The 24,678-nt window shown below is 42.4% G+C and carries 16 protein-coding genes and 1 tRNA gene; 14 read left to right on the forward strand and 3 right to left on the reverse strand.

The window, feature by feature from the left end; genetic code table 11:
• Window positions 1-129: 129 nt before the first annotated feature.
• The 5 genes from AB8613_RS14460 to AB8613_RS14480 all read left to right on the forward strand — a co-directional run bounded on the left by AB8613_RS14460 (window position 130) and on the right by AB8613_RS14480 (window position 4,969).
• Window positions 130-579 carry an L-alanine exporter AlaE gene (locus AB8613_RS14460; protein ID WP_372383994.1) on the forward strand — a complete coding sequence of 150 codons (450 nt, stop codon included), beginning with the start codon at window positions 130-132 and terminating at the stop codon, window positions 577-579.
• Window positions 580-759: 180 nt separating this feature from the next.
• Window positions 760-850: transfer RNA gene (locus tag AB8613_RS14465), tRNA-Ser, on the forward strand.
• Window positions 851-1,104: 254 nt separating this feature from the next.
• Window positions 1,105-2,319, forward strand: coding sequence for a sodium/glutamate symporter (gltS, locus tag AB8613_RS14470; protein WP_146492166.1), 1,215 nt, complete (start codon window positions 1,105-1,107; stop codon window positions 2,317-2,319).
• Window positions 2,320-2,563: 244 nt separating this feature from the next.
• Entirely contained in the window at window positions 2,564-3,490 is a 927-nt protein-coding gene (locus AB8613_RS14475) for a LysR family transcriptional regulator (RefSeq protein WP_285953245.1), read from the forward strand.
• A gap of 225 nt (window positions 3,491-3,715) precedes the next feature.
• Complete coding sequence (locus AB8613_RS14480; protein ID WP_285953246.1) at window positions 3,716-4,969, forward strand: D-amino acid dehydrogenase; 1,254 nt, start codon at window positions 3,716-3,718, stop codon at window positions 4,967-4,969.
• 117 nt (window positions 4,970-5,086) lie between these two features.
• Here the strand turns inward: AB8613_RS14480 and AB8613_RS14485 are convergent, their stop codons facing one another.
• Window positions 5,087-5,866, reverse strand: coding sequence for an ABC transporter substrate-binding protein (locus AB8613_RS14485; protein ID WP_285953247.1), 780 nt, complete (start codon window positions 5,864-5,866; stop codon window positions 5,087-5,089).
• A gap of 498 nt (window positions 5,867-6,364) precedes the next feature.
• Between AB8613_RS14485 and AB8613_RS14490 the strand changes: the two genes are divergently transcribed.
• The 6 genes from AB8613_RS14490 (at window position 6,365) to AB8613_RS14515 (ending at window position 15,498) form a co-directional block, all read left to right on the forward strand.
• Window positions 6,365-7,999, forward strand: coding sequence for an ABC transporter substrate-binding protein (locus tag AB8613_RS14490; protein WP_017071752.1), 1,635 nt, complete (start codon window positions 6,365-6,367; stop codon window positions 7,997-7,999).
• A gap of 55 nt (window positions 8,000-8,054) precedes the next feature.
• Window positions 8,055-9,029, forward strand: a complete 975-nt coding sequence (locus tag AB8613_RS14495; RefSeq protein WP_017071753.1) for an ABC transporter permease — start codon at window positions 8,055-8,057, stop codon at window positions 9,027-9,029.
• Between the two features lie 20 nt (window positions 9,030-9,049).
• Window positions 9,050-10,027 (forward strand): ABC transporter permease subunit, encoded by a 978-nt coding sequence (locus AB8613_RS14500; RefSeq protein WP_019821070.1) that lies wholly within the window; start codon window positions 9,050-9,052, stop codon window positions 10,025-10,027.
• Window positions 10,027-10,980 (forward strand): ABC transporter ATP-binding protein, encoded by a 954-nt coding sequence (locus AB8613_RS14505; protein ID WP_019821072.1) that lies wholly within the window; start codon window positions 10,027-10,029, stop codon window positions 10,978-10,980. The genes AB8613_RS14500 and AB8613_RS14505 overlap by 1 nt, the downstream gene beginning before the upstream one ends.
• A gap of 10 nt (window positions 10,981-10,990) precedes the next feature.
• Window positions 10,991-11,980, forward strand: coding sequence for an ABC transporter ATP-binding protein (locus tag AB8613_RS14510; RefSeq protein ID WP_285953248.1), 990 nt, complete (start codon window positions 10,991-10,993; stop codon window positions 11,978-11,980).
• 74 nt (window positions 11,981-12,054) lie between these two features.
• The gene (locus AB8613_RS14515) at window positions 12,055-15,498 is read left to right on the forward strand and encodes a hypothetical protein (RefSeq protein ID WP_146492162.1); all 3,444 of its coding nucleotides are present in this window, start codon (window positions 12,055-12,057) and stop codon (window positions 15,496-15,498) included.
• Window positions 15,499-15,588: 90 nt separating this feature from the next.
• On the opposite strand, the gene AB8613_RS14520 is transcribed toward AB8613_RS14515, so the two are convergent.
• Window positions 15,589-16,584, reverse strand: a complete 996-nt coding sequence (locus tag AB8613_RS14520; RefSeq protein ID WP_019821076.1) for a LacI family DNA-binding transcriptional regulator — start codon at window positions 16,582-16,584, stop codon at window positions 15,589-15,591.
• A 547-nt stretch (window positions 16,585-17,131) separates the two neighbouring features.
• Here AB8613_RS14520 and AB8613_RS14525 point away from each other — a divergent pair.
• A complete protein-coding gene (locus tag AB8613_RS14525) occupies window positions 17,132-18,730 on the forward strand; it encodes a family 16 glycosylhydrolase (RefSeq protein ID WP_372383995.1) in 1,599 nt (532 codons plus the stop codon).
• 456 nt (window positions 18,731-19,186) lie between these two features.
• Window positions 19,187-20,518: a carbohydrate porin gene (locus tag AB8613_RS14530; protein ID WP_019821079.1), complete on the forward strand. Its 1,332-nt coding sequence runs from the start codon at window positions 19,187-19,189 to the stop codon at window positions 20,516-20,518.
• Window positions 20,519-20,811: 293 nt separating this feature from the next.
• Here AB8613_RS14530 and AB8613_RS14535 read toward each other — a convergent pair whose 3' ends face one another.
• Complete coding sequence (locus tag AB8613_RS14535) at window positions 20,812-21,690, reverse strand: helix-turn-helix domain-containing protein (protein WP_048664698.1); 879 nt, start codon at window positions 21,688-21,690, stop codon at window positions 20,812-20,814.
• Between the two features lie 142 nt (window positions 21,691-21,832).
• Here AB8613_RS14535 and AB8613_RS14540 point away from each other — a divergent pair, with 142 nt between their 5' ends.
• Window positions 21,833-24,646 (forward strand): glycoside hydrolase family 3 C-terminal domain-containing protein, encoded by a 2,814-nt coding sequence (locus tag AB8613_RS14540; protein WP_372383996.1) that lies wholly within the window; start codon window positions 21,833-21,835, stop codon window positions 24,644-24,646.
• The last annotated feature ends 32 nt before the right edge of the window (window positions 24,647-24,678 follow it).

Raw genomic sequence — 24,678 nt, forward strand, 5'->3', positions numbered from 1 at the left:
TTAATTTGGAATGTATGACTGCTAATCTTATGATTTAATAGCGACATTATCTGGTAGGGTGTAAATGCACCCTGTTTATATGTTGCTAATTCACTCAATAGGCAGTGATATATTTTAGGTTTGGCGTCAATGAAGTCTCGTGGTCCATTTTGTATTCGAAACGCAGCTGCGGATACATTTGCTATGGTCGTTTTCTGTTTTATTTCAGGCATGATCGTAGAAGTGTTTATTTCTGGTATGACGTTTGAGCAATCTCTTGCTTCTCGAACGTTATCTATTCCGGTAAACATTGCTATCGCTTGGCCTTATGGCGTTTTTCGTGATTGGTTCTTGCGCAATGGTGCTAAACTTTCACAAAGCTCATTGATGAAAAATTTGTCTGATTTGATGGCATACGTGTTATTCCAGTCTCCTGTGTATACAGGTATTTTGTTGGCAGTAGGTGCTTCAGGCGACCAGATCGTGACGGCTGTAACCAGTAATGCAGTTATCTCGTGCGGTATGGGCGTACTTTACGGCTACTTCCTAGATATGTGTCGTAAATGGTTTCGAGTTCCAGGCTACTATCAACAAGCTTAAGAAAAGCAACAAGCGTAAGTGTAGTGAAAGAATGAAATTTGGTTTGTTTTTGATCTAATGAGTTAATTTGTAATCGAACAAACCGAAAAAGGCACTTTTTTTGAGAATGCCCCTTGACCAAAGCAAGCAGAATCAATAAAGTAGCGCCTCGTTGAGTGACATGCTCAACACACAATTTGTGGAAGGATGGCTGAGTGGCTTAAGGCGCTCGCCTGGAAAGCGAGTATACGTTTATAGCGTATCTGGGGTTCAAATCCCCATCCTTCCACCACTATTCAAAACCCTAGCAGAAATGCTGGGGTTTTCTCGTTTTAGAGCCCCTATATTCCACCTTACCTGTATATCTCCCTAGTATCCGTTCCTTTAATCATTTCTTTATAGTTATTACCTCTATTAATACCGTCGCAGAATCAACCATATTAGGTGTTTTTATCATCGATAATCGCTTGATTTTTTGGCATGAATCTAGATTATTAATAGTACGCAATATTATGAATAATCTAACTATTAGGAATCCATAGTCCCATGACAGAAACCCTAGTTTCTCCAATGCTCTCTTTTACGATCGCGATTTCGTTACTGTTTATCGGTAAAGGTTTGATTGAGCGATCTGAAGTATTAAGAAAGTATTCACTGCCAGAGCCTGTGATTGGTGGCTTTGTCTGCGCAGCGACCGTAGCAGCGCTTTACTATATTTTTGAAATCCAAATCACCTTTAGTCTAGATGTCAGAGACTTTTTGCTGCTTTACTTTTTTGCTGGTATTGGACTTCAAGCGGATATTAAGACTTTAGTTAAGGGCGGGCGGCCGTTGTTTATCCTGCTTTGTCTCGCTTCGACTTTTATTGTCCTTCAAAACGTTGTTGGCATGGCTGTCGCGTCGGGTTTTGGTATGGACGCGAAAGCGGGTTTGTTGTCAGGATCTATCAGTCTAATTGGCGGTGTTGGTACGACACTAGCGTGGGCGCCAATGTTTGTGGAAGAGTTTGGTATTGCTAACGCGCTAGAGCTCGGTGTGGCTTCCAACACGGTTGGTTTGATTGCAGCGTGTGTGATTGGTGGTCCGATTGCCAACTACCTACTCAATAAACACAAAGTGAGCCCTTCTAATGAAGAAGAGGTGACGGTTGGTGCATACCAAGAGAGTGAGACAAAAACAGAGCTAAGCCACTATGGCGTTCTGTGGGCATGGTTGATTCTAAACCTGACACTTATGCTGGGTTATAGCTTAAGTGAAGTTATTGACTCAATGGGGTTGAAACTGCCGTTATTCGTTAGCTGTTTGATCGCAGGTATCTTAATCGGAAACGTCGGTCGCGCACTGTTTAAGAAGCGTCGTACACAAGAGAAAATCGCTCAAGGCCGCAAAGGCTTAGCGATGATCTCTGACATCTGTTTGGGTATGTTCTTGACCATGGCCTTGATGGGGCTGCGTATCTGGGACCTTGATGGGTTGTTTGGCTATATCTCTGTGGTCATGAGTATCCAGATCTTGCTTTCACTTCTGTTTACGATATTCGTCGTTTATTACTTGATGGGACGAAACTACGACTCTGTGGTGATATGCTCAGGCTTCGGTGGTATCACTTTAGGCTCGACTGCGACAGCAATTGTTAACATGACAGCCGTAACTCACCGCTATGGCGCAAGCCCACAAGCATTTATTGTGGTGCCATTAGTGTGTGGTTTCTTTGTCGATCTGATCAACGCGCTAGTGATTAGTTTCTTTGTTGGTCTGTAAGTGAAGTGACGGGTTGTTAACTGCTTGAGACTAGCACCTGATTCATGACCATAAAGGCGATGACGAAAGTCGTCGCCTTTGTTTTATCTACAGCAAGCTAAAAAACACCTATATCAGCCTTTGATGTAGTGACTCGGTGCACAAGTTAGTAAGCTCAGTTACGAACTTGATAAATTGGAATACATGTTGCTGCTCAATTTGTGAGACGCTTGATTAAGTGTTAGTTAAATCACAAGGAAGTTGAATGCACCACTTTAATATCCGCGCGCTGGAATACCTTAATGCTTTATCGAAATATGGGTCGTTACGTAAGGCATCTAAGATGATGAATGTTGACCCCGCGGCAATGAGTAGAATGTTGACACAGCTTGAAGCGCAAGCGGAAATCAAAGTATGGGAACGCAACAATCGTCAATCACTGCTGACTGAGGCGGGCAACGAACTGTTGAATTACTACCGTTCTATTGTTCGTAGTGAAACGGCGGTACTGGCTCGTCTAACTAAGTTGAAAAACCTCAAGGGCGGCAATGTCAGTATTGCCATCGGTGAAGGATTTATTACCAACTTGGTGTCAAAGCCTATGGAAACCTTCATGGCTCGATACCCTGATATCAACCTTTCTATTGAGATTGCTGGTGCATTGGATGCAGTCAAGATGTTGGAAGATCAACAAATCGATTTCGCGATCACCTATGCGTCTGCACCTCACCCTAAACTACACTCCCACGTTGAACGCAGTCATCCGCTCGAATTGATTGCTCCGAAGGGGCACTTTCTTACGATGAAAGAAGCGCCTGTGGTCATGCAAGATATTCAAGACGCTTCTCTCGCCTTGATCGATAACTCGACCGGTATGGGGAGGCTCGTAAAGCAGGCCGAACAAATCTCCCACCTTACCTTGCAGCCAAAGCTTCAAACCAATTCGGTGACCGCACTGACTAACTTTGTTTCAGCTGGATTAGGCGTAACTTTTATGCCTAAGCTCACTGTGATCGATGAGATCAAGTCAGGACAGATTGAAGTGGTTGCGACCGAGTTGGAGATGCTATCGAAGGCGACGGTGAAAGTTCAATCTTTGAAAGGTCGCGCTCTCACGCTACAGGCCGAAACCTTGTTAGATTTCTTACTTGAAAATGCTACTTTCTTGAGTCATGACGCTTACAATATCTAGGCTTAATCGATTTATTTAGCGACGCCTCCTAAGCTCCCAAATACCGCCAATATCACAGTTTCAAACTGCCGAATTAGTTTTTAAGTAGAATTGACATTTTATCAACACCATCTCTATTGTTAAGTCAACACGTGCGGAATAAGTTACAAATCATTAACGAAACGAGTTTTAGACTGACAGCTGTGTTCGGCAGATTTTGGCCTTGTCGGACATTAGGGGAAGAGAATGGAAGTAATTGTGATTGGCAGCGGTGTTATTGGCTTGACCAGTGCTTGGTATCTGGCGAAAGAGGGCCACTCGGTGACGGTTATTGATCGTCAAGATAGTAGTGGCAAGGAAACCAGCTTTGCGAATGCAGGGCAGATTTCTTACGGCTATTCTTCACCATGGGCGGCGCCTGGGATTCCGTTGAAAGCAATGAAATGGCTTACCCAAGAGCACGCTCCTTTAAAAGTGAAACCGTCACTTTCTCCGGAATTAGTTACTTGGGCGAGTAAGATGCTGGCCAACTGTAATGAAGCCAAGTACGCCGTGAATAAGTCACGCATGTTAAGAGTGGCAAACTTCAGTCGAGAGTGTCTCACTCATCTAAGAACCAGTGAAGATTTGGCTTATGAGGGCAGGCAGAAAGGCACCTTGCAAGTATTCCGAAGCGAGAAGCAACTCGATGCGATTCAGCAGGATATGAAGCTATTAACAGAGAGTGGAATCAAACACTCGCTGTTTGATGTTGAACAGTGTCTATCAGTGGAGTCGGGTTTAGCGGACGTTAAAGACAAACTGGTGGGCGGCTTATATTTACCTCATGATGAAACCGGTGATTGTCATCAGTTCTGTTTAGCGCTGACTGAGAAGGCCAAGCAACTTGGTGTTAGGTTCGTGTTTGATACTGAAGTGGTAAGTTTGAATCATCAGAATCAAAACATCGAGAGTATTACAACGACTCAAGGTGTATTCAAAGCGGACGCTTACGTAGTTGCATCAGGCAGTTATTCTCGAGGTCTGTTGAGACAAGTCGACTTGTCGATCCCGGTTTATCCAGTTAAAGGTTATTCACTAACACTACCGATCGTGAATGCAGATAAGTCACCAACCTCGACTGTTATGGATGAAACCTACAAGGTAGCGATGACGCGATTTGATGATCGTATTCGCATTGCAGGGACGGCAGAACTTGCAGGTTTCAATTACCTGATTCCAGAAAAACGCAAAGCCACGATTGATATGGTGATAAAAGATCTTTTCCCACAGGCGGGGGATTTCTCTAAGGCAGAATACTGGACAGGGTTAAGGCCAATGACACCAGATGGTACGCCTATAATCGGCGAAACGCCTATCAAGAATCTATTTACCAATACAGGCCATGGAACATTAGGTTGGACAATGGCATGTGGCTCAGGAAAGATCTTGGCAAGCGTGGTCAGTGGCTCTGCCAGTGATATTAAAACTGATGACTTAAGTATCTATCGCTATATGTAAAAGCAAGCCGTTAGCTATCTTGCCTATGGCTTGATGATAGCGACATTAGGAGCATAAATAGGATGCTCCTAATGTTGTAAATCTAGGTGCATGGTTTTAAGTTTCTTCTATTTATAATCACGAGATGAATTGAGACTTAAATGACCTTAGCTCTGGCGGTAGCTCCTTATTTACGAGGTGAATAGCTCTACGATGTTCTAATCCAATGGATCTCACTACGTCCCCAAAATGTTGGTTAAATAGTGAATCAAACTTACCGCTGAGCATGTGTTCTTGCAGTTTGTCATCCAGTAATTGAGCTAGTTGTGCTTTGTCTGGGTGGACATAGAAGACCAGTGGAAGAGGGTAATAAAGCACAATACTTTTTTCTATGACTAACCCATTCAGAGAATTGGTGTGTTCTTGGTATATGCTTTCTACTTCATTGGCACCGAGTGACACATAATCACATTTTTTATCTGAGAGAAGTTTAAGGGTCTCTGGTAACGTTCCTTGCTCTAGTACTCGATATCCATTTGCTCTAAACAGCTCAGCATCAGCCCATGTGGCAGGAATTCCAGCGATAAGTGATTTCAGTTTATTGCTGTTGATATTATGGAATGTGGGTTGATCTTGTTCCCTAATTATTAGGATACGGTGCCCTAGTAAGCCTTTACAAATTGGAGAGTTGAGTTTGATTGTAGGCTTATCCACAAATTTACGGTTTCCCGCCACCGTGACGAGTACATCATAATTCTTGCGGAATATATTTCCTTCATCCTCAGCCCTTGGAAAGTCAGTATTATCGCTGTGAACGACAATAGGTTCGTTCGGATCCCAATTCAACAAGCTATGAATTAGCTCCAACTCATAGTGCTGTCTTTTACCTGATTTATTGCCATTCCAAAAGTTAAACATAGTTGTCCTAAGGGGTAACTTACATTTCATGACTGGTATGCTGACATAGGTTTGGTACTCAAGAAAGCGCTTTCTTTTGTTTTTGAGAGAACCATATATAGATACAGTTTATGAATGTTGAGAATCGTGATGGAAAGGCTATTTTAAAGAAAGCACATAAGTTTATTGATGGGTGAGAGGTTCGATGATTAGGGAAGACGATGGAGTACCATTGGTAGATTTTAACTTATTGTTTTTAATTTATTTTTCGTGTTAGTAAACAATTAATGTGACGAATGGCACTGTTGTGTATTTCTATTCTCAATCTATTCTAAATTTGTGATCTATGGTTCGTTTCACCGAAATGTAAGTTGAAGAATCATTCTATCGGCTTATTATCCACCTAAAGAAAGCGGTTTCTTGATGCAAGTAGCCGATAGTGAATACGAAAACACCCCCTTTTTTAAAGTTAAAAGAAAGCGCTTTCTTTCTGGTTATTATCATTAAAAGGACAACGTGATGCACAAAAAGACATTGATTGCTTCGCTCGCCATTGGAGCTTTATTCGGAGCCTCTGTACAAGCAGATGAAGTTAAGCAGGGTGGTACACTAACGGTGCCAATTATCAATACTGGCTTTGTTGAAAACTTTAACCCTTATACAACTAAAGACTTACTGCATGGGGTAATGTTTGAGCCATTGGTCGTATTCAACAACATGACAGGTGATGTTGATTATCGCCTGGCTGAGTCGGTTGAGTATTCAACTGACCTGAAAACATTGACGCTTAAGTTACGAGAGAATTTGAAGTGGTCTGATGGTTCAAAGTTAACTGCAGACGACGTTGTTTTTAGCTTTATGTTGACTAAAGAGGCACCAGCTTTTGACCAGAAAGGTATTTGGTCTTCAGGTAACTTAAAAGAAATCAAATCTATTGACGCGCGAACTGTCGTGTTTGAGCTGACGGAAGCGGATTCTACATTTGCTTGGAACTTAGAGCGCTACCATATTGTACCAAAGCATATTTGGTCGAAAGTTGAAGAGCTGACAACGTTTACCAACCTTAACCCGGTAGGTAGTGGCCCAATGACGACGGTTAAATACATTAAACCGCAACAGATGGAGCTGTGCCGAAACCCAAATTACTATTTAGAAAATAGACCTTATTTAGATTGCATCAACTTCCGTTCTTACAATGACAACTCTCAGATCCAACCTGCCTTAATCAAAGGTGAGATTGATTGGGGTTCAAATTTTATTGCTGACGTTGAGTCAACATTTGTCGATATGGATAAAGAAAATAACCATTTTTGGTATCCAGCGAATGATGCGATCCACCTTTACGTAAATACCAAAGAAGCGCCATTTGATGACCTAAGAGTACGACAAGCACTTTCTATGGCACTTGATCGTGAAACCATCGTGGATATTGCTGCCTACGGTTATCCGACTGCAAACTTCAATGCTGGTGGCATCGGTGAGCTATACGAAACGCACATTGATAAAAATGTATCTAAGAAATATGGCTATCTAACTAAGTACGATGTTGAAAGAGCAAACGCTTTACTTGATGAAGCGGGCTTAGTTGACAAAAACGGTGATGGATTCCGCGACAAAGCAAACGGGGAAACGGTTGAGTTTGATATTGAGGTTGTCAACGGTTGGACCGACTGGATCCAAGTGGTTCAGATGGTATCTGAATACTTTGAAGAAGTGGGTGTGAAAGCAAACGTTAAGACCGTGGATTGGGCGGTATATGACAGCAATTTGAAAGAAAGCAAATATACCATGTCAATTAACTGGTCAATGGTAGCGACAAATCCAATCTTGGCGTACCAAGAGTACTTCTCAACGTCTCGAATCGGAAAAACTTGGCATGCTGGCCACGGTGTTAATTCACCAGAAATCGACGCATTAATCGACAGCTTCGGCAAAATTGGTGATGCAGAGCAGCAAGAGAAAGTGTTGAGTGAACTTCAGGAGTTTACCGCTGAAAACCTTCCCTTTATCCCTCTATTTTCTAACCCAACTTGGTTCCAATACAGCACTAAACATATTGTTGGTTGGCCAAGTGAAAAAGACCCATACGTTCAGCCAGTATGGTACGACGGTGGTAAGAGAGTAATTATTCTCAACAATCTACACCTTAAGTAAGTTATTTTTGAGAGGGCTACAGCTTAGGTTGTAGCCCCTAGGTTAAAAGATTTTTATGTCGTTTTTAATTCGCCGATTTGGCTTCTATTTTACCGCTTTCTTAATCGCTATCTCGTTTAATTTCATGTTGCCTCGCCTAATGCCAGGTGATCCTGTTGATGCTCTTTTCGCTGCAGCTCAAGGTCGAATGGATCCTGCTCAAATGGATGCTGTTCGAGAAATGTACGGTTTTGTTGATGGCAATGTTTTCGAACAGTACTTCGCTTATATGAAAAGCGTATTTACTCTGGATTTGGGGCCATCAGTACTTATGTTTCCTGTAAGTGTCTCAGATGTCCTTGCTATGGCACTGCCGTGGACTATGTTTCTCGCGCTTGGTTCGTTGATTGTCGCTCTCATCATTGGTGTCAGTATTGGTACGTATGCATCGTATCGACGTGAAGGGCTATTTGGACAAATTGTTCCGCCAGTTTTGGCATTTATTAGTAATTTCCCGTACATCGTGACCGCGTTACTGTTGTTCTATTTCTTCGGTTTAAAACTTGAACTATTGCCTTTGGCATACACCTATGACCCATCGTTAGAGCCAGGTTTTACATGGGAGTTTATTTCCAGTGTGGCCAAACACGCTGTGTTGCCTATGGGCTCAATGGTCTTGGTTGGTATCGCAACATGGGTCTTCAATATGCGTAATGCGATGATCAACGTGTTGGGTGAGGATTACGTAACGATGGCAGAGGCCAAAGGCTTGAGCAGTTATCGTGTTATGTCTCGCTATGCTGGTCGAAATGCCATCCTTCCTGTTGCGACCGCTATTGCAATGGCAATCGGATTCTCATTCGCAGGTTCAATCATGACCGAAGTGGTTTTTAACTACCAAGGCTTGGGGAACATCCTTCTTAAAGGCATCGTTGCTCGTGATTACCCACTTATCCAAGCCATTCTTCTTATCTTGGTGACAGCGGTACTAACCGCTAACTTTATTGCCGACCTCCTATATGTCTGGCTTGACCCTAGAATCTCGAATTGAGGCGCATGATGGATAATTTAATGGACACTCAAAAAACCGCTAACCAGCCGAATATGCCAGTACGTGAGCCAAAATGGTCGTGGAAAAACGTAAAGAAAACTCTCGGTAAAGCTTACGCATTTTTCTACGGTAACCCCCCGGCCATTATAGGTACTTTTTTACTTACGATTGTCTTAGCCGGGGCGTTATTTGCACCTGTATTATCGACTCATAACCCAGAAAAGCGCGTAGCACGTCCACATGTTGCACCAAGCTCTGAGCATATTATGGGCACGACTCGTAGCGGACGTGATGTATATAGCCAGGTTCTATTTGGAGCAAGAAAGTCGCTTACTGTTGCGATCTCTGCGGGCGTAATAGCCATGACAATAGCAGTGCTAGTTGGGGTTTCATCTGGTTACTTTGGTGGAAAAGTCGATGAACGCTTGAACTTCATTACTAACGTATTTCTTGTGTTTCCACAATTACCCTTGCTGATTGTTCTCGCCGCATTCTTAGGGCAGGTCGGTTCGCTGGTTATTACCGTGTTGTTAGGGATAACCTCCTGGCCTTGGGGGGCTAGGGTGATTCGTGCACAGACCATGGCAATTAGAAGCAAAGAGTTCATCATTTCTGCAGAGGTGATGGGGGAATCAAAAATCCGCATTATTTTAGTCGAGATCTTACCAAACTTAGTTTCGATTGTTTTTGGTGGCTTCCTAGGCACGGTTATCTACGCAATGGGCTCCGAAGCTGGCCTAGGTATTTTAGGTTTAGGTGATGCAACAGAGGTGAGTTGGGGCTCTATGTTGTATTGGGCACAGACCTCTTCATCGTTATATACCGGTGCATGGTGGGAAATGCTGGTGCCTGCACTAGCGTTAGCGATTACTGGTGGTGGACTCGCATTGATTAACATGTCTATTGACCAAGTGAGCAACCCTAAATTACGTACGGGCCCACACATCAAACTGTGGCACAAACTTAAAAAAGAAGCAGATAAACGCCGAGGCCTATAATGAGCAATCTATTAGAAATTAATAACCTGTGTGTTGATTACGTTTCTCCTAATGGCGTAGCAAGAGCCGTTAATGACGTTAGTATTTCCATTGCGCCCGGTGAAACGCTCGGTATTGCCGGTGAATCTGGTTGCGGTAAAAGTACATTGGCTTTTGCTATATCACGCTTACATAAAGCACCAGCGCTTATCTCTGAGGGTGAAATACTCTACAAAGGGCAGGATGTTTTAAAGATGAATAACAAGCAGTTACGTGACTTCCGTTGGAATGACGTTTCTATTGTTTTTCAAAGCGCAATGAATTCACTTAATCCCGTTATTACCATCGGTGAGCAGCTAACGGACGTTATTCTAGCGCACAAAAAAATACCTTATAAACAGGCTCACGATCGTGCGGTCGAGCTGTTAGGAACGGTTGGAATTCATGGCGATAGAATGTCGAGCTTTCCCCATCAACTGAGTGGAGGGATGCGTCAGCGAGTTGTTATTGCGATTGCTTTGGCGCTGGAACCTAAATTGATCATCATGGATGAGCCAACAACGGCACTTGATGTGGTGGTCGAACGTGAAATCTTGAATGAACTGTATGAGCTGAAGAGTAAGTTTGGATTCTCTATTCTGTTTATTAGTCACGACTTAAGCCTAATGGGCGAAATTGCTGATCGAATTGGCGTGATGTATGCGGGTAACCTTATCGAATTAGGTGATGCGAAAACGGTATTTAGTGAACCTAAGCATCCTTATACAAAAGGGCTTATCTCTTCATTTCCGACTATTCATGGGCCAAAAGAACGTCTCTACGGGATCCCTGGGAATCCTGTCAACCTTTTGGATACACCTCAAGGATGTAACTTCCAAGAGCGATGTGGCGAATGCATTTCAATGTGCATTAAAAGTGAGCCTCGTTTGGGCGCTATTGCGACCGGGCATCACGTATCTTGTCACCTAGTTTGAGCGAAAGATTATGAATACTTTAAAGAACGTTGATAAAAGCGAAGTTATCTTATCAGTTAAGAATTTGGTAAAAGATTTCCCACTTGGCCAGTCAGTCAAAAGCAATATGATGCGAGCCGTAAATGATGTTTCATTTGATCTACGTAAAGGAGAAGCATTAGCGATTGTTGGTGAATCTGGCTCAGGGAAAAGCACAGGAGCTCGAATTCTTACCCGAATTTACGATAAGACGGCTGGAGATATCGAATTCAAAGGTGAGCCTCTGTCTGACTATATTGAAAAATATGGTGAGCTTGAATATGCACGCCAAGTGCAAATGATTTTTCAAGACCCGTTTGGCTCGCTGAATCCTGTACACACGATTTACCACCATATTGCGCGACCTTTACTTATCCATAAACGAGCAGAAAAAGAAGCGATTCCGAACCTTGTTTATGAATTGCTTGAAATGGTTGGGCTAACACCAGTTAAAGAGACCGCAGAGAAGTACCCGCATGAACTAAGTGGTGGACAACGACAGCGTGTCGCAATTGCACGTGCAATTGCTGTTAGCCCGGAAGTTATCCTAGCTGATGAACCTATCTCTATGCTTGATGTGTCTGTGCGATTAGGAATCCTAAACCTAATGGCTGACTTGAAAGATAAGCATGGTATTTCGTTCATGTACATCACTCATGACATTGCGACGGCGCGTTATTTTGCTGAGAAAACGGCGGTGATGTATGTAGGACATATGGTCGAATGGGGCAATAGCGACAACGTCACTCAGAACCCGCAACATCCGTATTCTCAGTTGTTGTTGTCAGCTGTGCCAGAAGTCGGTAAATCGGGCAAGCGTGACATGAACGTGAAAAAAGGCGATATCCCTTCTTGGAAGCCAATTAGCGTAGGTTGCCCGTTCGCAAGCCGTTGTATGAAAGCTGACAAACTTTGCACGCAATCAATACCAGAACCGACTCAAATTGCAGAAGAGCATTTTGCTCGTTGTCATCATTTGTAAACTTTAAATCCTTTTTTGAAATGCAAAAGAAAGCGCTTTCAAAACTTAAGTGTAAGAATTTTTGGAATTTTGATATGAAACAAGACTACAACTTAACACCAGAGGTCGATGGCAAGTTCGTTGATTTAGATGGTGAGCGTTACTACCAAATCTCTAATGTTGACCAAATGACGCCATTCTTTATTAGCGTTGTATCGTCGAGCGATCACTGGTTATTTATTTCATCAACAGGCAGCCTTTCAGCTGGACGCATTCGTCCGGAAAATGCGCTTTTTCCTTACAAGTCTGTTGACCATATTCATGAAAATGCGGAAAACACCGGCTCAAAATCCATCTTCCGTATTGAACATGGCGACAAGGTTGTACTTTGGGAACCGTTTAATACATTCCATGATGGTATTTTTGATGTTGAACGCAATCTTTATAAAAATACGATTGGAGACAAAATCGTATTTGAAGAGATAAACCATACTTTGCAACTACAGTTCCAATACAGCTGGAATACGAGTGAAAAATACGGATTTATTCGTCGTTCAAAACTGACCAATCTAGCGAGCTTCGAGCGTAAAGTCGAAGCACTAGATGGCTTACAAAATATACTTCCTTCAGGTGCTCCGTTATCAGCTCTTCAAACAAGAAGTGCATTAGTTGATGCGTACAAGTGGAATGAACAAGTTGATGGTAGTTCATTGGCTCTGTTCAGCATGTATGCGAAATTGAGTGATAGAGCCGACCCTGCTGAATCTTTGCTAGCGACGACAGTCTTCAGCTTAGAAACGGAAAGCAGCCAAATTTTATTGACGAGTGCTCAAGTTAATGCGTTCAGAAAAGGTCGAGCGGTTAAAAGTGAACCTTTAACGAAAGGGATTAGAGGAAGTTATTTAGTTCATAAGTCTCTGACGCTGCGAGCACATCAAACCAAAGTTTGGTCGATTGTCGCTGATATAGACAAGACTCATTCCGATATCTGTCAGCTTCAATCTGAGCTCTCTGTTCCTGCTAACCTAGCACTAGCTTTAGAAAAGAGCATTGCAGATAATCAAAATGAATTAATCACATTAATGTCTGGTGCGGATGCGTGGCAAATAACAGCCGAAGAAAATACCAGCGTTCACCATTATGCCAATGTGTTGTTCAATAACATGCGTGGTGGCGTGTTTGAAAACGGCTATATGTTAGAAAAGGCTGACGTAGTTAAAACTATGGAAAAGGCCAACTCTCAGGTAGCAGGCCGCCATCAAGACTTTTTTGATCAGTTAGGGGATGTTTTCAGCCATTCCGAATTAGTTTCGCGCGCTAAAGCGACAGGAGATTCTCAATTAGTTCGATTGAGCTACGAGTATCTACCGCTTACTTTTGGACGTCGTCATGGTGACCCTAGTCGCCCTTGGAACCACTATGAGATTAAGCTCAAAGATGAAAATGGCGAACGCTTACTTTCTTATCAAGGCAACTGGCGTGATATTTTCCAAAACTGGGAAGCGATGGCTCTTAGTTATCCAGGGTTCATCAAATCATTCATCTCTAAGTTTGTTAATGCTTCAACGGTAGATGGCTACAATCCGTATCGAATTACTAAAGATGGTGTAGATTGGGAACTGTTAGAGGCGGATGATCCTTGGAGTAATATTGGTTACTGGGGCGATCATCAAATCATCTATCTATTAAAATTCCTTGAGTTGGCAGACAAATTTGAGCAAGGCGACCTTATCGAATTACTAGAAAGTGACATTTTTAGTTATGCCAATGTGCCTTACGAGCTTTGTGGAGTTCAAGGTCTCTTTGACAACCCTAAAGATACCGTAGAGTTCAACCAAGTTCTGCAGGAATTGACAGAGCAACGTGTCAAGAGCTTAGGCAGTGACGGTCGCTTGTTGATGACGGGTGACCAAGAAGTTTATATGGTCAACTTAATGGAGAAGATACTCGTCCCTTTGTTGGCGAAATTGAGTAACTTAGTGCTTGATGGTGGTATTTGGCTCAATACACAACGTCCAGAATGGAATGATGCAAACAACGCTATCGTTGGCAACGGCCTCTCAATGGTAACCTTGTACTACATGCGTCGCTATGTTGCCTTTATGCTGCGTTTGTTAGAGAAGTCACCATCTTCATACAGTATTTCCAAAGAAGTGTTTGAGTGGATGTCTTCTGTTACACAGATCGTTTCAGAGGCAAATACAGAGATTCGTCAAGATACGGTAACTCGTCAAACTCGTAAAGCAATGCTGACTAAGCTGGCTAAATCCGCTGCTAATTATCGTGAGCGCGTGTACCGAGTAAATGGATTCTCAGGGAAAACGAAAGTTGAGAAAGAAGCGATTGTTCAATTGATGGGCGCGAGCTTAAAAGTCCTAGATTCTACGATTACAAACAACTTGCGTGAAGATGGTTTGTACAATGCGTATAACATCTTGAGTTGTTCTGGTGAGAGCTTAATGGTTGAAGAGCTTTACCCGATGCTAGAAGGGCAAGTTGCAGTATTAAGTTCGGGTCTATTATCACCTAAACAAGCGGTTGAGTTGTTGGATAAATTGTTTGCTAGTGACATGTATCGTGCTGATCAAAACAGCTTCATGCTTTACCCTGACCGTGAGCTGGCTTCTTTTATGGATAAAAACTGTTTAGACGCTAAAGACATTGATCAGAGCAAATTGTTAAGCATGATGGTTGTTGCCAAAGATAACCGATTAGTAAACCAAGACAGCAAAGGTTCTTACCACTTCAATTCAAGTTTTGAAAACAAAGGTTTCCTTCAGGCTGCGATTGATGAAATTAAAGCCGATTACCCGTCAATTAGTGATGATGAATTTTGTCATGTATCTAGTTTGTATGAGCGTGTATTCAACCATAAAGCCTTTACTGGACGTTCGGGAACCATGTTTGGTTATGAAGGTTTAGGTTGTATCTATTGGCATATGGTTTCTAAGTTGCTGCTAGCTGTGCAAGAAAACTATCAGCATGCTTGGAGTATGGATTCTAATAGCCAGGAAACTCTTAAATTAGCGGATTACTATTACAAAGTGAGAGCTGGTATTGGTTTCAACAAAACGCCGGAAAACTACGGTGCGTTTCCGACGGATCCGTATTCTCATACGCCAAAGCACTCTGGAGCACAGCAGCCAGGGATGACAGGGCAAGTTAAGGAAGAAGTGATTACCCGTTTTGGCGAGCTAGGTCTAGAGGTCGTTGATGGAACAATTGTAATTAACCCTTCACTTCTTAGTCCTAAAGAGTTCTTACAAAAAGCGGCGACTTTTGACTGCCAAAATATTGAAGGACAAATGCAGAGCTTTATTGTTCAGGCTGGGCAACTGGCTTTTACTTACTGTCAGGTACCATTTATTTACCAACTCAATGATGAGCCAACACAGGGTATTGAAGTTCAGTTTAAAGACGGAACAAGTGAGGCATTTGCATCGTTAACGCTAAATCATGAAATGGCTTCACAGCTCTTTTCTCGTAGTGGTCTCATTGAGAAAGTCGTTGTCGTGTTCTCAAAGCACCAGTTACTCTAATTCTAATTTGAAGTGAAATAAAAAGGCTCTAAGTGAATACTTAGAGCCTTTCTTTTAAGTGTAAAAAATAGGGTGTTTGATATACAAAAATCAAAGCTTAGCCACGGACTCTCTCACAATCAATGTCGGTGTTAGTTTGTGTTTCAATGGGTAGTCGCGTTTATTAATTAACGATAAAACACCTTTTGCAGCTTCTTCTCCCATTTCATGGACAGGAAAATCGACCGTCGATAAGCGAGGACGAATATGCTGGCTGTGAGTATCGTTATCGAAGCCTACGACCGAAAGGTCTCGCCCAATAATGAGGTTTCTCTCTGCTGCTACGTCATATACAGCAAGCGCTATGTTGTCATTTTGACAGAAAATCGCGGTGATCTCAGGGTCTCGGTCTAACAAGCGTCGCGCAGCTTCATGGTTACCTTGATGATCAAAGCGCCCCTCTACAAACAGCCCTGCGTCGTATTCGATACCGAACTCTAACAAGGCATTTCGATACCCTTGAAAGCGATCTCTACTATCAACTTTACTCAACTGGCCTGTGATACAAGCGACTTTTTTATGGCCGTTCTCAAGTAAGTGCTTCGTTGCAAGGTAGCCACCAAGCTCATTATCAATGTAAATACAGCGATCAGAAATCTCAGGAATAAAACGGTTGAGAACAATCATTGTTTCACTGTCTTTCGCTATTTTGATCAGTTCGTCATCACTGAGCTTGTCTGAGTGAACAATGAGGCCATCCACAAGTTTAGATTGCAAAAACTGGATAGAATCGAGCTCTTTAGTTCGTGATTCCTGGCCACTTGTAACGATTAAGTGAATATTATTTTGGCGAACGGTATCTTCAGCTGTATGCATTAATGGTCCATAGAAAGGCCCATCAAGCGAACCAACTAGCATGCCAATGCTATTTGAACGACTGGAGGCTAGAGCTTGTGCAAACGCATTAGGCTTGTAGCCCAGTTGCTCAATAGCTTTGAATACTTTTTCGCGATTGGCTTCCTTTACCGTAGGGTGACCATTTAATGCTCGTGAGACGGTTGATTGAGAAACTTGAGCAAGTTCAGATACTTCTTTAATGGTGATCAATGGTAGTGGCCTTATCTCTACAAGGAGTGAACTAAGCTATATTACCTTCGTGATCAATAAGAGCCTAGTAATCCAATGATTAATATTTAAAAACTCTGAACTGCTTAACGCTAAATTTGAAGGTTAAGCATACAAAGTAAGGTCACGAATATTTCCATATACTCGTTTTAATATCAAGCAAGCGCTTTCTTTATGTTGTAATAAAAGTGAATCTGTTTTTCTGAGCTTCGTTGTAAGCTAGAAAAAATAGAAGCCTGAGAATAAAGGGATTCTAAGGTGTTATGCAGATAATCAAGTTACAAAAATTCTTGAGAATCTACACAAACCACAATGAATTTTAGCAAAATGTGAAACTCAACAAGAAAGCGCTTTCTTAAGGTGAGCGTTGTCTCTTTTTTGAACTATGCACTTTTATATACTCATTTTGAAACAGTCGTGCATGGCATATTGGGTCCATGATCGCGGAGTTATTCATTTATCGACTTTCTGTTATGGGCTCCGATATTACGTGTCGCCTGCTTAGAAAGTCGTGATACAAGGAGTTGTAATGCAAGATCTAACCAATCAGGTAAAGATATTAACGTCTTTTATTTCTGCCGCTTTGATGTCTGGCTGCACGGTGATAGAGCTGCCGGTATCCGAAAGTGCTGACTTAGCTCAAACTGAAAAACCGATCGTGCTATCCCATGCTCCAGTTACTTTAAGTCCAGACTGGCAATTGGTGTGGGAAGACCAGTTTGAAGGCGAGCAATTAAATAAACGTAATTGGTCATTAGAAGTGAACTGTTGGGGAGGAGGGAACAATGAACAACAGTGCTACACGGATGATTCTAATAACGCATTTGTTAAAGATGGCTTTTTACACATTGTCGCGCTGAAGCAAAGTCATACTGGGCCTGACAATGCCGAAGGTACGATTGGCGGAGCAACTAAAACACTCCCTTATACTTCTGCGAGGTTGAGCACAAAAGACAAGCGTGACACCAAATATGGCCGTTATGAAATCAGAGCAAAGTTACCTGGTGGACAAGGTTCATGGCCCGCAATTTGGATGCTGCCAACCGACAATAAATACGGCACATGGGCAGCTTCTGGCGAAATCGATATTATGGAAGCGGTTAACCTAAACACACTTTCAGATGCGGCGGGAGCGAAAAATGATGATCTAGAGAGCCGAGTCTATGGGACGTTACATTACGGACGAAATTGGCCAGACAATGTTTATAAAGGGCAGGCCGCGATATTGCCAAATGGTGTGAACCCTACTGATGGATTCCATACATACGCGATTGAGTGGGAAGAAGGTGAAATTCGTTGGTATGTAGACAATATTCATTACGCGACTCAAACTCAAGAGGGCTGGTACAGCCAATATGAAGCGGAAGAAGGGAAACTCATTAATGCGAGTGGAGCAGCTCCGTTTGATGAAAAGTTTCATTTGTTATTGAACTTGGCTGTCGGTGGGGCGTGGTCAGCGAACGCAAATGATAAAGGCATCGACGAAGGTTTGTTTCCGAAAACAATGCTAGTTGATTCAGTAAAGGTATACCGTTGTAAGGTTGATCGTTGGAAAGGAAAAGGGTGTGCAAGTCGCTCTGAACATGCAATACAAGTGATAGGGCACGAAGCTCCAGAGATCTTAGCAACCGATGATAGTTATGCTGATGGACCAACGTTGGAGATTTTTACCGAAACTCTTAACGCAAGCTTGGCTTATGCAAGTTATGACCCATTGGATATTGTTGACTATCTAGAGGTGACCGAACCAGATCGTGGAACAGTGCTACAAGTGAATAAGAAAGAAGGTTCAGGAAATATCTATTTTCGTTCTCCTGTAACAGATGTGACACATTGGCAAGAAACGGGTGAACTGGTCTTTGATTTGAAAGTTGAGAGTATGGCCGACGGGGTTGAACTATTGGTTAAGATGGACAGTGGCTGGCCGAAAACAAGTGACTATACCGTGCCGCTATCAGCAATGAATGAATGGAAGACGGTACGTATTCCAATCGCTGACATTTTAAAGAGAGACAACCGTTTTGCTGGTGGGAATCAAGCTGATCCAACAATGATCACTAACCTTTTAGTGTTTGAGCCTCAAGGAGAAATGAGTTTTAAACTAGATAATATTCGATTTGAAAAGTAAGCCTGTTAACAAAAGGGCTTGAATAAAAGTCTGAATATAAAGGGAACATACAATGTATGTTCCCTTTTTTATTTCGACGATTATTTGAGGAAGACAACCGACGGTGTATTTCGAAACTGGTTCTGAGTGATTGAACGGAGCAATTCGTCTTTAATATGTGAACAGTGACATTTTACTTGGTTCCATGATTGTTCAAACAAAATACTTAACATCTCTATTTTTGTGACTCACGCATAAGAAAGCGCTTTCTTTGGTGGGGTTGATCACGGTTTATATTCACGAGATCGATTTATACTCTTTCCATACCAACTGAGCGGTTAAAGCCAATAAGGTTAAGAGTGCATAGTGAATGTGGGCTTAGATTTGATCTTCTTTAAATCTGTTCGATTGGTTTTTTTAAGAAAAATAAAGAAAGCGCTTTCTTTGTGAAAGTATAATTTGGAACATGGAGTTATTATGAAACTTTCTAAGCTTACCCTTGCTTGTTTAGTCGCTACAGCTGGCTTGTCTACTGCACCTGCTGTACATGCCGAAAAATCGGATGGATTTGAATTTCACGGTTATTTCCGTGCTGGTGTTCTATTCAGTGAAAATGATGATTTTAAACGAGCAAAGTTCCCAGCATCTAAAGAGCGTTTAGGTCGATTGGGTGTTGAGTCGGATAGCCACTTTGAAGTTGCACTGCAGAAAAATTTTGAGAATGACGGTGGTCAGAAAATTCGAATCAAAACACGAGCAGCAGCCAACAATGCGGAATATGCAACCAACCAACTTGGTGCCAATGCCGATGCAACCAACAGCGAAATTGGTATGGCAGAAACTTTTGTCGAGTTTGAAGGTGTATCTGAAACCGGTGTTGTATGGGGTGGTAAGCGCTTTTATGGTAAAGATAATTACATCTTTATGACCGACTTTTTCTACACGGATATGTCAGGTACTGGTGTTGGTATTGAAGGTGTTGAGCTAGGTGGTAATAAGTGGGACTTTGCTTATATTGCAAGCGATGACTCTGGCGATACAAGTTTCTGGGGTGACAGCAACAACATCATGCATGCACTTCATGCTGGCGTGAACTTTGGCAGTGTTGAGCTTCACGCTATGGCTAAGTATATGCCAGACAATATGGTCGATTTAGGTTTTGGTAATGGCCCAGAAGCATTCGCTGAGAATGGCTATGAAATGACGGCAATTGTTCACACTGAGTCTGTCTTTGGGTTGTCAGATAAAGGTTTTACAAAATACATCGCGCAGGCTGGTAAAGGCTTAGGTTCAGGTAACCTTTTAGGCGGTACTCTTACGACTTACAACACGTACAAGCCTGGTAGCGACTATCAAAGTTGGTTAACGACAGGCACGGGCTGTGGTACGTCTTGTTTGAAGGCTGTTGATGAAAACGATGTATCGCTACGTGCTTTAGCATGGGGTGGGTACTTTTTTGAAAATGGTGTGAATATTTTCCACTCTCTTCAAACCCAGTACAACGATTTTGACAATGGTGACACAGACGGCTGGGTATCAGCAATGGTGCGACCAACGTTCCCAATTTCAGAAAACTTCTTTATCGCTACCGAAGCTGGTTACATGTACAACTACGAAGACCGTAATGGTGAGTCAAAGAATTCTTATGATTACAAGCTAACAGTAGCACCGACTCTAGTTGTGCACTCTGGCTTCGGTCCATCTCCAGAAATTCGCTTCATGGCATCTTACCTTGATGGTGAAATGCAAGATGGTACGGGTAAAGAGGGCGACTTTGTTGTAGGTATTCAAGCTGACATGTGGTGGTAGAATTTTTTACCTTAGGGTCTTAAGTGATATCGAGCATACCGGGGGAGTGGTATGACGGCCTTGCCTTTAGGGCGGGCAAGGTTCTCGATATCCTATTTATTGCAATAGTTGAGCTCTTTCCTAGCAGCACAAAGAGTTTCATTTTTATTGCTATGAGTCTTCCATATTTGAGTTTCGTTTCAAATGTGTTCTTGCCAAAGATACTCATCGACCGCTTCGAAAGGAGCGGTTTTTTTATGTGTGACATATCTAATCTTTTAAGGCTTAAGGCTTAAGGTTTAAGGGGGAAAGGGTTATGAGTTATGGGAAGAATGTTGCTTTCTAAATTCGCGAGGGCTGCATCCATTTTGGGCCTTAAAACATTTGGAGAAATAGTTGCTGTCAGAAAAGCCGCAAGACTCAGCAATGTGTTGGATGCTTTTGTTGTCGTTTAATAATAAGGATGCCGAGTGTCGAATTTGAAGGTCTTTGACGTATTGGTTTGGGGATGTATTTAAAAACTGCCTGAATAACCTTTCTAGTTGCCGCTTGCTGATATAGGCCGCTTGCGCAATGGTTTCTGTATCTAATCCTACTTCTTTGTAATGACGGTCAATATGTGCGAGAGCACGGCTCAATGCCAGGGTTGTTTTTGGTAAGCTATGGGTCTGTTCTTGATATCGCCGAGCAAGTTCTATCGCAAGTTGCTGCATTGTGCTCGTCAATATGATTTCAAACCCCTGTTCTGCGTTGTCGTATTCCGATTTGATTTGTTGTAGAAGTCCATTGATTCGTTTCAACTGAGAAAGTGATAACGTAAGCTTTGCTTGATATTCAGATGCTTGTCGAGCAATTGGTTCTACCTTGAAAAGCGCTTGATAACCTGGCATTTGACGCATTGAAGGTACCTCAAAAAAAGGCAATGCCGTATCAAACATCAAGTTTACAATCTTCAGTTTATTTACTTCACAAAATCCATGTTCAATATCCCCATTAATAACAAATACATCTCCTGTACTTAAAGGGTAAGTGTGGCTAGCTACCGTATGCTTTCCACTACCACTCACAACTAAGAAAAGTTCAGAAAAGTCATGGCTATGTACGTCAAAGTCGAAATCGTGATGACCATCGACATAGGCAAATTTGATCTGAGGATATCTTTGATGACTTTGGAGTCTAAACTTGGTTTTCATGTCGCTATTTTACCTATTTCTGTCGCTTGTTTGGTAGTTACACGCCGTGGTTAAGATTACTATTTTTTGAACAAAGACAATATTAACTTTTAGAGCGAGAGGCCAAATTTTTGCTCTAAGTAAAAAAATAGTAGGACTTTAAATGAATACTGTGGAAATTCTCGAAGCACAGAAGCAGCTTGCACCCATAAGTCGACAAGCGGCTACTGAGGGCATTGTGCTACTAAAAAATAGTGATTCAATATTGCCATTGCAGGCTAGTGATACGGTGTCTCTTTTTGGTCGCTGTCAGATTGATACCTACCGAAGTGGCACTGGATCTGGTGGAGCGGTGAATGTCCCTTATTCAGTTAATGCATTACAGGGCTTGTATGAGAATCCAAACATCAATCTTAATCTCAGTTTGGTGGAGGTATACCAACGTTGGGTCAAGGATAACCCGTTCAATGACGGCGGTGGTGGTTGGGCAGCTGAACCTTGGTTTCAAGATGAAATGCCTCTTTCAGCTTCTGTTGTGATGGATGCCGCCGCCAAATCTAACAAAGCCGTTATTTTTATCGGTCGAACAGCTGGTGAGGATCAAGATAATGCACAGCAGCAAGGCAGTTACAATTTAACCGCCCTCGAAATGCAAATGTTGGAGAAAGTGACGGAACATTTTGATGATGTCATTGTGATACTGAACGTGACCAACATTATTGATATGTCATGGGTAAGCTCACTCAAAGATGCAAGGTCGATCAAGGCAATTTTGTATAGCTGGGCTGCAGGCATGGAAGGTGGGCATGCACTTGCGGATGTTTTATCAGGTGATGTTAGCCCGAGTGGACGTTTGACCGACACTATTGCGCACTCTTTATCTGATTACCCTTCCAGCGCTAGCTTCGGAAATAAAGAGCGTAATCTGTACCAAGAAGATATCTATGTCGGGTATCGGTATTTTGAAACTTTCAATCTTAAAGCTGTTCAATTTGAGTTTGGTTTTGGGCTGTCCTACACCCGCTTTTCCAATCAATTAAATGCGCTAACGATTCTTGGTTCTGGCTCTGAACAAGAGTTGGTATTTGATATTGAAGTTAAAAACATAGGTGAGAAATACAGTGGCAAGGATGTTGTTCAATTATATGTTGAAGCGCCTCAAGGTCATCTTGGTAAGCCAACACGAGCACTGATCGGGTTTGTGAAAACACCGACCTTGGACCCGCAAGAAACGGTGTGTTTGACAATTTCATGTCCTCTATCTTCCTTCGCATCATTTGATGACTGCGGTAAAACGGGACACCCAAATAGTTACGTACTTGAAGCTGGAGAATATCACTTTTATCTAGGAGGAAGTGTTCGCCAAGCAAAGCTTGTTAGTGAGAGCGTTAAAATAGAAGAGCTGTTGGTTGTTGAGCAATTAACGGAAGCACTTGCTCCTGTCACCGGATTTAAGAGATTGATCCCCAAAGGCAACGTGGAAAATGGTGCTTACAGTTACGATTACGAATCTGTGCCGCTACGAACTATAGATTTGAGTAAACGTATTCTGAATGAGCTTCCAAGTTCTATTCCTCTTAGTGAAGATACGGGCATTCGTTTACTGGATGTTAAGCAGGGGCGAGCGGACATTGACGAATTTATCTCGCAAATGACCGTAAAGCAGTTAGCGACAATTGTTCGTGGTGAAGGTATGTGCAGTCCTAAGGTGACGCCTGGTACTGCTGCTGCTTTTGGTGGTGTTTCGCCGAGCTTGTTTGATTTAGGCATCCCTGTCGTTGCTGCTGCAGATGGTCCGTCTGGTATCCGAATGGACAGCGGACATAAAGCATCTCAAGTCCCAATTGGTACATTATTAGGCTGTACATGGAACCCGGAGCTGAATGAGAAACTATTTCATTTAGTGGGGAAAGAGATGCAAGCCAATCATATTGATACGTTGCTTGGTCCTGGGATTAACATCCACCGCCACCCTTTGAATGGTCGAAATTTTGAGTATTTCTCAGAAGATCCATTTCTCTCAGGGGTAATAGCTGCATCTCAAACTCTTGGTCTTAAAGCTGCAGGAGTGTCTGGCACAATCAAGCATTTGGTGGCGAATGATCAAGAAACGTCACGGTTTGATGTTGATAGTGTTGTATCACAGAGAGCGCTTCGTGAGATTCATCTGAAGCCTTTTGAAATAGCGGTAAAACAAGGAGGAGCTTCGAGTGTTATGACCTCCTACAATCCTATTAATGGTCACTGGGCTGCATCCAATTACGACCTCAATACTACGATTCTTCGGGGGGAGTGGGGTTATAAAGGGATAGTGATGACGGATTGGTGGGCAAAAATGAATGACCCAATCAAAGGTGGTGCTGAAAGTCGAAGTTACACATCCTTTATGCTTCGCTCTCAAAATGATCTGTATATGGTTGTTGAGCATGATGGTGCGGAAAATAACGTGTCGAATGACGATACGTTACAGGCGCTTGAAAGCGGAACGTTGAGCTTAGGGGAGTTGCAACGAAGCGCGATGAATATTTGTCGTTTTATTATGGACTCTCCAGCAATGGGGCGCCCATTAGTCGCTTTTGATCCAGTTAAGAGCTTTGAGGCGACTCAAAATCTTGATAAACAACAGAGTAAAACTGAGGGAGACTTTTGCTCTCTGGCGGCTGAGCAACGTGCAATAGTATTACCACTTAATATCAGAGAAAACCGTAGCATTGTTTTGGAAGTTAAACAGGCGGGTGTGTATCGATGTGCAGGTATTGTTAACTACGATAGCGGCACCTTGGCTCAATCTGCGTGTAGTTTGAGTTTCAATAACGTGTATGCGATGTCTCTATCAGTGAATGGTACTAATGGCGAGACAGTTTCAGTTGAGGGGCTCTCCGTTAAGCTTGATAAAGGCTTTTATTCTTTGGATATTGAATTTATCAAATTAGGCTTAGAATTGGAGCAATTAGAATTTTCGTTTATATCTGAATAGGGCTGAGGGATAACAGTCGTTTATTTAACTCT

The organism is Vibrio sp. BS-M-Sm-2 (assembly GCF_041504345.1).
Taxonomy (GTDB): Bacteria; Pseudomonadota; Gammaproteobacteria; order Enterobacterales; family Vibrionaceae; genus Vibrio; species Vibrio satsumensis.

Excerpts from the sequence above, each read along its gene's own strand:
- AB8613_RS14460 (WP_372383994.1), top strand. The coding sequence starts at position 130 with ATGAAGTCTCGTGGTCCATTTTGTATTCGAAACGCAGCTGCGGATACA.
- AB8613_RS14510 (WP_285953248.1), top strand. The coding sequence starts at position 10,991 with ATGAATACTTTAAAGAACGTTGATAAAAGCGAAGTTATCTTATCAGTT.
- AB8613_RS14505 (WP_019821072.1), top strand. The coding sequence starts at position 10,027 with ATGAGCAATCTATTAGAAATTAATAACCTGTGTGTTGATTACGTTTCT.
- gltS (WP_146492166.1), top strand. The coding sequence starts at position 1,105 with ATGACAGAAACCCTAGTTTCTCCAATGCTCTCTTTTACGATCGCGATT.
- AB8613_RS14490 (WP_017071752.1), top strand. The coding sequence starts at position 6,365 with ATGCACAAAAAGACATTGATTGCTTCGCTCGCCATTGGAGCTTTATTC.
- AB8613_RS14525 (WP_372383995.1), top strand. The coding sequence starts at position 17,132 with ATGCAAGATCTAACCAATCAGGTAAAGATATTAACGTCTTTTATTTCT.
- AB8613_RS14540 (WP_372383996.1), top strand. The coding sequence starts at position 21,833 with ATGAATACTGTGGAAATTCTCGAAGCACAGAAGCAGCTTGCACCCATA.
- AB8613_RS14515 (WP_146492162.1), top strand. The coding sequence starts at position 12,055 with ATGAAACAAGACTACAACTTAACACCAGAGGTCGATGGCAAGTTCGTT.
- AB8613_RS14530 (WP_019821079.1), top strand. The coding sequence starts at position 19,187 with ATGAAACTTTCTAAGCTTACCCTTGCTTGTTTAGTCGCTACAGCTGGC.
- AB8613_RS14500 (WP_019821070.1), top strand. The coding sequence starts at position 9,050 with ATGGACACTCAAAAAACCGCTAACCAGCCGAATATGCCAGTACGTGAG.
- AB8613_RS14495 (WP_017071753.1), top strand. The coding sequence starts at position 8,055 with ATGTCGTTTTTAATTCGCCGATTTGGCTTCTATTTTACCGCTTTCTTA.
- AB8613_RS14480 (WP_285953246.1), top strand. The coding sequence starts at position 3,716 with ATGGAAGTAATTGTGATTGGCAGCGGTGTTATTGGCTTGACCAGTGCT.
- AB8613_RS14475 (WP_285953245.1), top strand. The coding sequence starts at position 2,564 with ATGCACCACTTTAATATCCGCGCGCTGGAATACCTTAATGCTTTATCG.
- AB8613_RS14485 (WP_285953247.1), bottom strand. The coding sequence starts at position 5,866 with ATGTTTAACTTTTGGAATGGCAATAAATCAGGTAAAAGACAGCACTAT.
- AB8613_RS14535 (WP_048664698.1), bottom strand. The coding sequence starts at position 21,690 with ATGAAAACCAAGTTTAGACTCCAAAGTCATCAAAGATATCCTCAGATC.